Here is an 8,582-nt window from a genome sequence, read left to right on the forward strand (position 1 = left end):
GGGCGACGGGGCGACGGGGCGACGGGGCAGGGTCGCTGGAGGGTGTGGGCCGGGGCAACGGGGTCGGCGTACGCGCGGTGGTACGACGTACGCGCGGTGGCGCGCGAGGGCACGGCGTACGCGCGGCAGTGCGACGGACCCATGGCAGTGCGGCGTACGCGGCAGTGGCCGGGCGGTCCGCGGCAGGTTGCTCCGCGGTCCGCCCGGCCACTCGGGGCACGGGGCCCGGCCGCCGGTGCAGCCGGCCGGGTCCCGGCCCCGTCAGCAGTGCCGGCGGGTCAGTGGTCTAGCACTCGCCGACCCGCTGCCAGCCCCAGCCCTGGCCCGGGGCCTCGCCGTAGCTCCACTGCTGGTTCTGCCAGACGTAGCCCTCGTACGAGACCTGCGTCCCCGGCGGGTAGTACTCGGCCGGGTCCCAGGCCGCCACCGAGCAGCCCGGGCCGGGGCCGGGGCCAGGGCCCCCGCCACCGGTGGTCTGGTCGATCCACTGCCGGTGCGCCGTCACGTCGGTGTAGATCGTGGCGTCACCGGTGCCACAGACCTGCGAGCGCTGGCCGGCCCGGCTGGTGGCGCCCACCAGGGCCCAGCCGTTGCCGTTCTGCACCAGCGCCGGCCCGCCGGAGTCGCCGTAACAGGCGGTCTGGGTGCGCGAGCCGTACACGCACAACTCGCTGGCTGCGCTGAAGGATTCCGCGCACATCCGGTCCGGGTTGATGCGCGTGTCCAGTTGCTTGAGCATGCGCGGTGCCTGGCCGCACTGCGGGGAGCCGCACTCCTGGCCCCAGCCGAGCAGCCGGGTGTTGGCCCCTTGTGCGGGCGAGGAGTCGGCGATGGCGACGGGGGTGTTGGAGACGGACTGGGCGAGCCGCAGCACGGCTATGTCGTTGTTGCCCGGCAGTCCGTGGTAGCTGGGATGGGGGATGGCCTGGGCGACCCGGACCAACGTGCCACCGCTGGTGTGGTCCCGGGAGCCGATGCGGACCGACAGGCCGGACGACTGTTCCGCGACGCAGTGCGCGGCGGTCACCATCCAGTCACTGCTGATCAGCGAGGCACCGCAGCCGTGTCGGCCCTGGACCTGGAGCGATCCCATGAACGAGTAGTTCTCGGTCGCCTGCCCACCACCGACGATCTTGGTGCTGGGGGGCGGGGTGGGCTCGGGAGAAGCCGCGTGGGCACCCGGTGCGGTGAGCACCGCCGCGGCGATCAGTACGGGTGCTGCGACAGCGCGCAGCAAGGTACGCAAGTACATAGCGAGGGTTTCCTCCGTAAGCGGGGGGAACGACCGGGAGAGGGCCCGGTCATGTCGTCACTATGTGCGGACGCTGAACTTCCGTAACAATCCCAACGTTGCATAGAGTCCGCCTATGGAGCTGGAGTTCCGGCACTTGCGGGTGGTACGGGCCATCGCCGACCACGGCACGCTCACGGCCGCAGCGGCCGAGTTGGGCATGACCCAGCCCTCGGTGACCGAGGCCCTGCGGCGCGCCGAACGCATCACCGGCGCCCCGCTGTTCCGCCGCGACGCGCACGGCGCGGTGCCGACCCCGCTGGGCGAGCTGCTCGCCGCGCACGCCCGTACGGTGCTCGCCGCGATGGACCGGCTGGCCTCGGCCACCGCCCGGCACCAGGCCGACACGCTGCCGCCGTCGGTGCGGTTCGGCTGCACCCCGAGCCTGCTGGTGGCGCATCTGACGGTGGCGGTGCCGCAGGTGCTCGGCACCGGTGTCGAGGTGCGGACGGGCAACGACCCCGAGGCGGCGCTCGCGCTGCTGGCCGACCGTCGGGTGGAGGCCGCGCTGATCGCCGGCAACCCGGGTCCGACGGCGCCGGCCGGGGCGGGCATCGCGGGCGCCGTGGTCTCGGTCGAGCCGCTGTTCGTCGCGGTGGGCAGCGGGCACCGGCTGGCCGGCGCGTGCGAGATCGAACTCGCCGAACTGCACGGGGAGACCTGGTGCGTGGCCGACGGGCCGCGCAGCGAGGGCGCGCGCCACCTAGAGGCGTGCTGCCGCAGCGCCGGCTTCACGCCGCGCGTCCGGCAGGCCGACTACACCTCGGCCTTCCAACTCGCCGAACTCGGGCAGGCGGTGCTCCCCATGATGGCGGGCAACCGGCCGCGCACCGGGCTCAGCCTGCTGCCGCTGCGCGGCTCTCCGCTGCGCCAGCGCACCAGCCTGTTCTGGCACGTGGAAGGGCCGCTGCGCAGCGCGTTGGTGCGGGCGCTGTGGCAGGAGTTGGTGCAGGCCCAGCACGCGATCGTGGAGCGCACCCCGGTGTATCAGGCGTGGCTTGAGCGCCATCCGGAGTGGGGGACGACGCCGCCGGAGATGGTCGCCGAGTACGCGCCGGGGGCGTAGGGCACCGGGGGCGGGCCGGCCGGCTGGCGGCTGCCGGCCGGGGCGGGCTCCGTGGGATCGGCTACCGCGGGCTCCGTCGGCTCCCTCGGATCGGTCCCCGTACGCCCCGCGGGATCAGGCTCGTTGGGGCCGGGCCCCGTGTGCCCCGTACGCCCCGTGGAGCCAAGCTCCGTGGGCCCCGTGCCCTTCGCACGCTCCGTACGCCCCGCGCCCTCCGTACGCTCGTCCTCGCACGGGGCGGAGCCGAGCCAGCCCGGGTGCCGGTCCCACCAGCCGGGGACGCGGCCGAGTCCGGCGACCATCGCGCGGTAGGCGAGGGCGAGGCCGGTGCGGATGGCGGCGGCCCGCCGGGCGTCGATCGGCCCGCCCTCGGCCCACAGCAGCACGTGCCGCACCCGGACCGGGGAGCCGCGCAGCACGAGCACCGCGCCGGTCAGCGGCAGGCCGGTGTCGAGCGCCTGGACGGGGACGGCCACCGAGTCGCCGCGCCGCAACAACTGGCTGACCACCAGCGGCGGGTAGGCCCGTACGGCGATGGGGCCGAGGCCGGCCAGCGTGCACTGGGCGTCCAGGTGGCGGTCGAACTCGTCGTCCCCGTTGACCGCGAGCAGCCAGCTACAGCCGGTCAGTTCGGAGAGCTCCACCTCGCCCCGGCCGGCCAGCGGGTGACTGGACGCGACCATGACAAACGTAGGCTCGTAGCCGACGGCCGTGCGGCCGATGCCGGGCGGCAGGGCGGGCTCCTGGCCGGGGAAGTCCACGTGCAGGGCGAGGTCCACGGTGCCGTCGGCCAGCGCGGCGAGCACCGTCGCCTGCCGGTCGAGCACCACCAGGTCCACCACGTCGTCGGGACAGACTTCGCCGACGACGCCGCACAGTTGGGCGGCGAGCGGTGTCTGTCGGACGGCCACCCGCAGGGTGCGGGAAGCGGAACGGTTCTGGAAGCCGCGCAGCGCACGGTGTAGGTCGTCCACGGCGGCGAGCACCTCGCGTACGTGCGGTAGCAGGACGTCGCCGAGCGCCGTGGGACGCGCCCCGTGGCGCCCGCGGTCGAACAGGGCGCCGCCGACGACCCGTTCGATCCGCCGCACCTGCGCCGTCAGCGCGGGCTGGGAGACCCCCAGACCCGCCGCCGCCTTGGTGACGCTGCCCGCCGCGTCGACCGCCTCAACAAACCGCAGGTGCCGCACCTCCAGGTCCATTCGGCCGAGTATGGCCGACCCGAATCCGGAAGCCCAGACTCTCGACACGGACATCGCACGCCCCGTCGCGCACCGTATGCGCGCCCGCCCGCGCGAGGTGCGTTGCGGCACGGCCGCCTGACGCCGCTCCGTGGTGCCGTCCCGTTGTGCCGCCTTTCTGGGCTGCCCCGGTGTGGTGCGCCGTTGTGATGCCCCACCGTGCTGTCCCGCCCCACTGCCGCGCTGTTCCGCCCTTCTGTGCTGCGCGTTCTGTGCTGCGCGTTCTGTGCTGCCTTCTGGCTGCGCTGCTGCGTGCTTCGCCCCGCTGCTCCGCGGCGCCCCACGGAGCGGGCGACGGAACGGAGCGGGCGACGGAACGGAGCGGGGCAGACGGAGCAGACGGAGCGGAGCCGCGGCGGCCCCGGTGCCGCGAACACCGGGGCCGCGTCCCCCTCAGCGCCCCGGGCTGGCCCCCGGGACGGTCGGTGGTGGGCGGCGCGTCGCCCCCGGGCCCGGGGGGCGGCCGTGACGGGCGGCGCGCCGGGCCCGGGGCCCGAGCCGGTACGCCCGGCCCGAGCCAGTACGCCCACCCAGGCGTACGCGCACCCGGAGCGATCGACGTACCCGGGCGGTACGTGCGCCCGCGCGTGCGTTACGGCGCCGCAGCCGAGCGGCGGGTGGTCGCAGGCCCGACGGAGCCCGACCCGCCCGACGCGACGGGCCCCGCCCCGTCCCCCGGCGCACCGGGCCCCGCGGGGCCCGGTGCGCCGGGGGACGGGGCGGGGCCCGTCGCGTCGGGCGGGTCGGGCTCCGTCGGGCCTGCGACCACCCGCCGCTCGGCTGCGGCGCCGTAACGCACGCGCGGGCGCACGTACCGCCCGGGTACGTCGATCGCTCCGGGTGCGCGTACGCCTGGGTGGGCGTACTGGCTCGGGCCGGGCGTACCGGCTCGGGCCCCGGGCCCGGCGCGCCGCCCGTCACGGCCGCCCCCCGGGCCCGGGGGCGACGCGCCGCCCACCACCGACCGTCCCGGGGGCCAGCCCGGGGCGCTGAGGGGGACGCGGCCCCGGTGTTCGCGGCACCGGGGCCGCCGCGGCTCCGCTCCGTCTGCTCCGTCTGCCCCGCTCCGTTCCGTCGCCCGCTCCGTTCCGTCGCCCGCTCCGTGGGGCGCCGCGGAGCAGCGGGGCGAAGCACGCAGCAGCGCAGCCAGAAGGCAGCACAGAACGCGCAGCACAGAACGCGCAGCACAGAAGGGCGGAACAGCGCGGCAGTGGGGCGGGACAGCACGGTGGGGCATCACAACGGCGCACCACACCGGGGCAGCCCAGAAAGGCGGCACAACGGGACGGCACCACGGAGCGGCGTCAGGCGGCCGTGCCGCAACGCACCTCGCGCGGGCGGGCGCGCATACGGTGCGCGACGGGGCGTGCGATGTCCGTGTCGAGAGTCTGGGCTTCCGGATTCGGGTCGGCCATACTCGGCCGAATGGACCTGGAGGTGCGGCACCTGCGGTTTGTTGAGGCGGTCGACGCGGCGGGCAGCGTCACCAAGGCGGCGGCGGGTCTGGGGGTCTCCCAGCCCGCGCTGACGGCGCAGGTGCGGCGGATCGAACGGGTCGTCGGCGGCGCCCTGTTCGACCGCGGGCGCCACGGGGCGCGTCCCACGGCGCTCGGCGACGTCCTGCTACCGCACGTACGCGAGGTGCTCGCCGCCGTGGACGACCTACACCGTGCGCTGCGCGGCTTCCAGAACCGTTCCGCTTCCCGCACCCTGCGGGTGGCCGTCCGACAGACACCGCTCGCCGCCCAACTGTGCGGCGTCGTCGGCGAAGTCTGTCCCGACGACGTGGTGGACCTGGTGGTGCTCGACCGGCAGGCGACGGTGCTCGCCGCGCTGGCCGACGGCACCGTGGACCTCGCCCTGCACGTGGACTTCCCCGGCCAGGAGCCCGCCCTGCCGCCCGGCATCGGCCGCACGGCCGTCGGCTACGAGCCTACGTTTGTCATGGTCGCGTCCAGTCACCCGCTGGCCGGCCGGGGCGAGGTGGAGCTCTCCGAACTGACCGGCTGTAGCTGGCTGCTCGCGGTCAACGGGGACGACGAGTTCGACCGCCACCTGGACGCCCAGTGCACGCTGGCCGGCCTCGGCCCCATCGCCGTACGGGCCTACCCGCCGCTGGTGGTCAGCCAGTTGTTGCGGCGCGGCGACTCGGTGGCCGTCCCCGTCCAGGCGCTCGACACCGGCCTGCCGCTGACCGGCGCGGTGCTCGTGCTGCGCGGCTCCCCGGTCCGGGTGCGGCACGTGCTGCTGTGGGCCGAGGGCGGGCCGATCGACGCCCGGCGGGCCGCCGCCATCCGCACCGGCCTCGCCCTCGCCTACCGCGCGATGGTCGCCGGACTCGGCCGCGTCCCCGGCTGGTGGGACCGGCACCCGGGCTGGCTCGGCTCCGCCCCGTGCGAGGACGAGCGTACGGAGGGCGCGGGGCGTACGGAGCGTGCGAAGGGCACGGGGCCCACGGAGCTTGGCTCCACGGGGCGTACGGGGCACACGGGGCCCGGCCCCAACGAGCCTGATCCCGCGGGGCGTACGGGGACCGATCCGAGGGAGCCGACGGAGCCCGCGGTAGCCGATCCCACGGAGCCCGCCCCGGCCGGCAGCCGCCAGCCGGCCGGCCCGCCCCCGGTGCCCTACGCCCCCGGCGCGTACTCGGCGACCATCTCCGGCGGCGTCGTCCCCCACTCCGGATGGCGCTCAAGCCACGCCTGATACACCGGGGTGCGCTCCACGATCGCGTGCTGGGCCTGCACCAACTCCTGCCACAGCGCCCGCACCAACGCGCTGCGCAGCGGCCCTTCCACGTGCCAGAACAGGCTGGTGCGCTGGCGCAGCGGAGAGCCGCGCAGCGGCAGCAGGCTGAGCCCGGTGCGCGGCCGGTTGCCCGCCATCATGGGGAGCACCGCCTGCCCGAGTTCGGCGAGTTGGAAGGCCGAGGTGTAGTCGGCCTGCCGGACGCGCGGCGTGAAGCCGGCGCTGCGGCAGCACGCCTCTAGGTGGCGCGCGCCCTCGCTGCGCGGCCCGTCGGCCACGCACCAGGTCTCCCCGTGCAGTTCGGCGAGTTCGATCTCGCACGCGCCGGCCAGCCGGTGCCCGCTGCCCACCGCGACGAACAGCGGCTCGACCGAGACCACGGCGCCCGCGATGCCCGCCCCGGCCGGCGCCGTCGGACCCGGGTTGCCGGCGATCAGCGCGGCCTCCACCCGACGGTCGGCCAGCAGCGCGAGCGCCGCCTCGGGGTCGTTGCCCGTCCGCACCTCGACACCGGTGCCGAGCACCTGCGGCACCGCCACCGTCAGATGCGCCACCAGCAGGCTCGGGGTGCAGCCGAACCGCACCGACGGCGGCAGCGTGTCGGCCTGGTGCCGGGCGGTGGCCGAGGCCAGCCGGTCCATCGCGGCGAGCACCGTACGGGCGTGCGCGGCGAGCAGCTCGCCCAGCGGGGTCGGCACCGCGCCGTGCGCGTCGCGGCGGAACAGCGGGGCGCCGGTGATGCGTTCGGCGCGCCGCAGGGCCTCGGTCACCGAGGGCTGGGTCATGCCCAACTCGGCCGCTGCGGCCGTGAGCGTGCCGTGGTCGGCGATGGCCCGTACCACCCGCAAGTGCCGGAACTCCAGCTCCATAGGCGGACTCTATGCAACGTTGGGATTGTTACGGAAGTTCAGCGTCCGCACATAGTGACGACATGACCGGGCCCTCTCCCGGTCGTTCCCCCCGCTTACGGAGGAAACCCTCGCTATGTACTTGCGTACCTTGCTGCGCGCTGTCGCAGCACCCGTACTGATCGCCGCGGCGGTGCTCACCGCACCGGGTGCCCACGCGGCTTCTCCCGAGCCCACCCCGCCCCCCAGCACCAAGATCGTCGGTGGTGGGCAGGCGACCGAGAACTACTCGTTCATGGGATCGCTCCAGGTCCAGGGCCGACACGGCTGCGGTGCCTCGCTGATCAGCAGTGACTGGATGGTGACCGCCGCGCACTGCGTCGCGGAACAGTCGTCCGGCCTGTCGGTCCGCATCGGCTCCCGGGACCACACCAGCGGTGGCACGTTGGTCCGGGTCGCCCAGGCCATCCCCCATCCCAGCTACCACGGACTGCCGGGCAACAACGACATAGCCGTGCTGCGGCTCGCCCAGTCCGTCTCCAACACCCCCGTCGCCATCGCCGACTCCTCGCCCGCACAAGGGGCCAACACCCGGCTGCTCGGCTGGGGCCAGGAGTGCGGCTCCCCGCAGTGCGGCCAGGCACCGCGCATGCTCAAGCAACTGGACACGCGCATCAACCCGGACCGGATGTGCGCGGAATCCTTCAGCGCAGCCAGCGAGTTGTGCGTGTACGGCTCGCGCACCCAGACCGCCTGTTACGGCGACTCCGGCGGGCCGGCGCTGGTGCAGAACGGCAACGGCTGGGCCCTGGTGGGCGCCACCAGCCGGGCCGGCCAGCGCTCGCAGGTCTGTGGCACCGGTGACGCCACGATCTACACCGACGTGACGGCGCACCGGCAGTGGATCGACCAGACCACCGGTGGCGGGGGCCCTGGCCCCGGCCCCGGCCCGGGCTGCTCGGTGGCGGCCTGGGACCCGGCCGAGTACTACCCGCCGGGGACGCAGGTCTCGTACGAGGGCTACGTCTGGCAGAACCAGCAGTGGAGCTACGGCGAGGCCCCGGGCCAGGGCTGGGGCTGGCAGCGGGTCGGCGAGTGCTAGACCACTGACCCGCCGGCACTGCTGACGGGGCCGGGACCCGGCCGGCTGCACCGGCGGCCGGGCCCCGTGCCCCGAGTGGCCGGGCGGACCGCGGAGCAACCTGCCGCGGACCGCCCGGCCACTGCCGCGTACGCCGCACTGCCATGGGTCCGTCGCACTGCCGCGCGTACGCCGTGCCCTCGCGCGCCACCGCGCGTACGTCGTACCACCGCGCGTACGCCGACCCCGTTGCCCCGGCCCACACCCTCCAGCGACCCTGCCCCGTCGCCCCGTCGCCCCGTCGCCC

The 8,582-nt window shown here is 75.3% G+C and carries 6 protein-coding genes; 3 read left to right on the top strand and 3 right to left on the bottom strand.

The genetic code is table 11. The features are described 5' to 3' along the window. Positions 1 to 286: 286 nt before the first annotated feature. Positions 287 to 1,252, bottom strand: a complete 966-nt coding sequence (locus ACMA1D_RS31585; protein ID WP_414727409.1) for a trypsin-like serine protease — start codon at positions 1,250 to 1,252, stop codon at positions 287 to 289. A gap of 115 nt (positions 1,253 to 1,367) precedes the next feature. Between ACMA1D_RS31585 and ACMA1D_RS31590 the strand changes: the two genes are divergently transcribed. After that, the gene (locus tag ACMA1D_RS31590) at positions 1,368 to 2,357 is read left to right on the top strand and encodes a LysR family transcriptional regulator (RefSeq protein WP_414727410.1); all 990 of its coding nucleotides are present in this window, start codon (positions 1,368 to 1,370) and stop codon (positions 2,355 to 2,357) included. Here ACMA1D_RS31590 and ACMA1D_RS31595 read toward each other — a convergent pair. Continuing rightward, positions 2,279 to 3,559 (bottom strand): LysR family transcriptional regulator, encoded by a 1,281-nt coding sequence (locus ACMA1D_RS31595; RefSeq protein ID WP_414727411.1) that lies wholly within the window; start codon positions 3,557 to 3,559, stop codon positions 2,279 to 2,281. The two genes, ACMA1D_RS31590 and ACMA1D_RS31595, sit on opposite strands and share 79 nt — an antisense overlap. A 1,464-nt stretch (positions 3,560 to 5,023) precedes the next feature. On the opposite strand from ACMA1D_RS31595, the gene ACMA1D_RS31600 reads away from it, so the two are divergent. Continuing rightward, positions 5,024 to 6,304 carry a LysR family transcriptional regulator gene (locus ACMA1D_RS31600; RefSeq protein ID WP_414727411.1) on the top strand — a complete coding sequence of 427 codons (1,281 nt, stop codon included), beginning with the start codon at positions 5,024 to 5,026 and terminating at the stop codon, positions 6,302 to 6,304. Here ACMA1D_RS31600 and ACMA1D_RS31605 read toward each other — a convergent pair. Continuing rightward, positions 6,226 to 7,215, bottom strand: coding sequence for a LysR family transcriptional regulator (locus tag ACMA1D_RS31605; RefSeq protein WP_414727410.1), 990 nt, complete (start codon positions 7,213 to 7,215; stop codon positions 6,226 to 6,228). The two genes, ACMA1D_RS31600 and ACMA1D_RS31605, sit on opposite strands and share 79 nt — an antisense overlap. Positions 7,216 to 7,330: 115 nt before the next feature. Here ACMA1D_RS31605 and ACMA1D_RS31610 point away from each other — a divergent pair, with 115 nt between their 5' ends. After that, positions 7,331 to 8,296, top strand: coding sequence for a trypsin-like serine protease (locus tag ACMA1D_RS31610; protein ID WP_414727409.1), 966 nt, complete (start codon positions 7,331 to 7,333; stop codon positions 8,294 to 8,296). Positions 8,297 to 8,582 lie beyond the last annotated feature (286 nt).

Source organism: Streptomyces sp. 796.1 (assembly GCF_047525675.1).
In the GTDB taxonomy this organism is placed as follows: Bacteria; Actinomycetota; Actinomycetes; order Streptomycetales; family Streptomycetaceae; genus Streptomyces.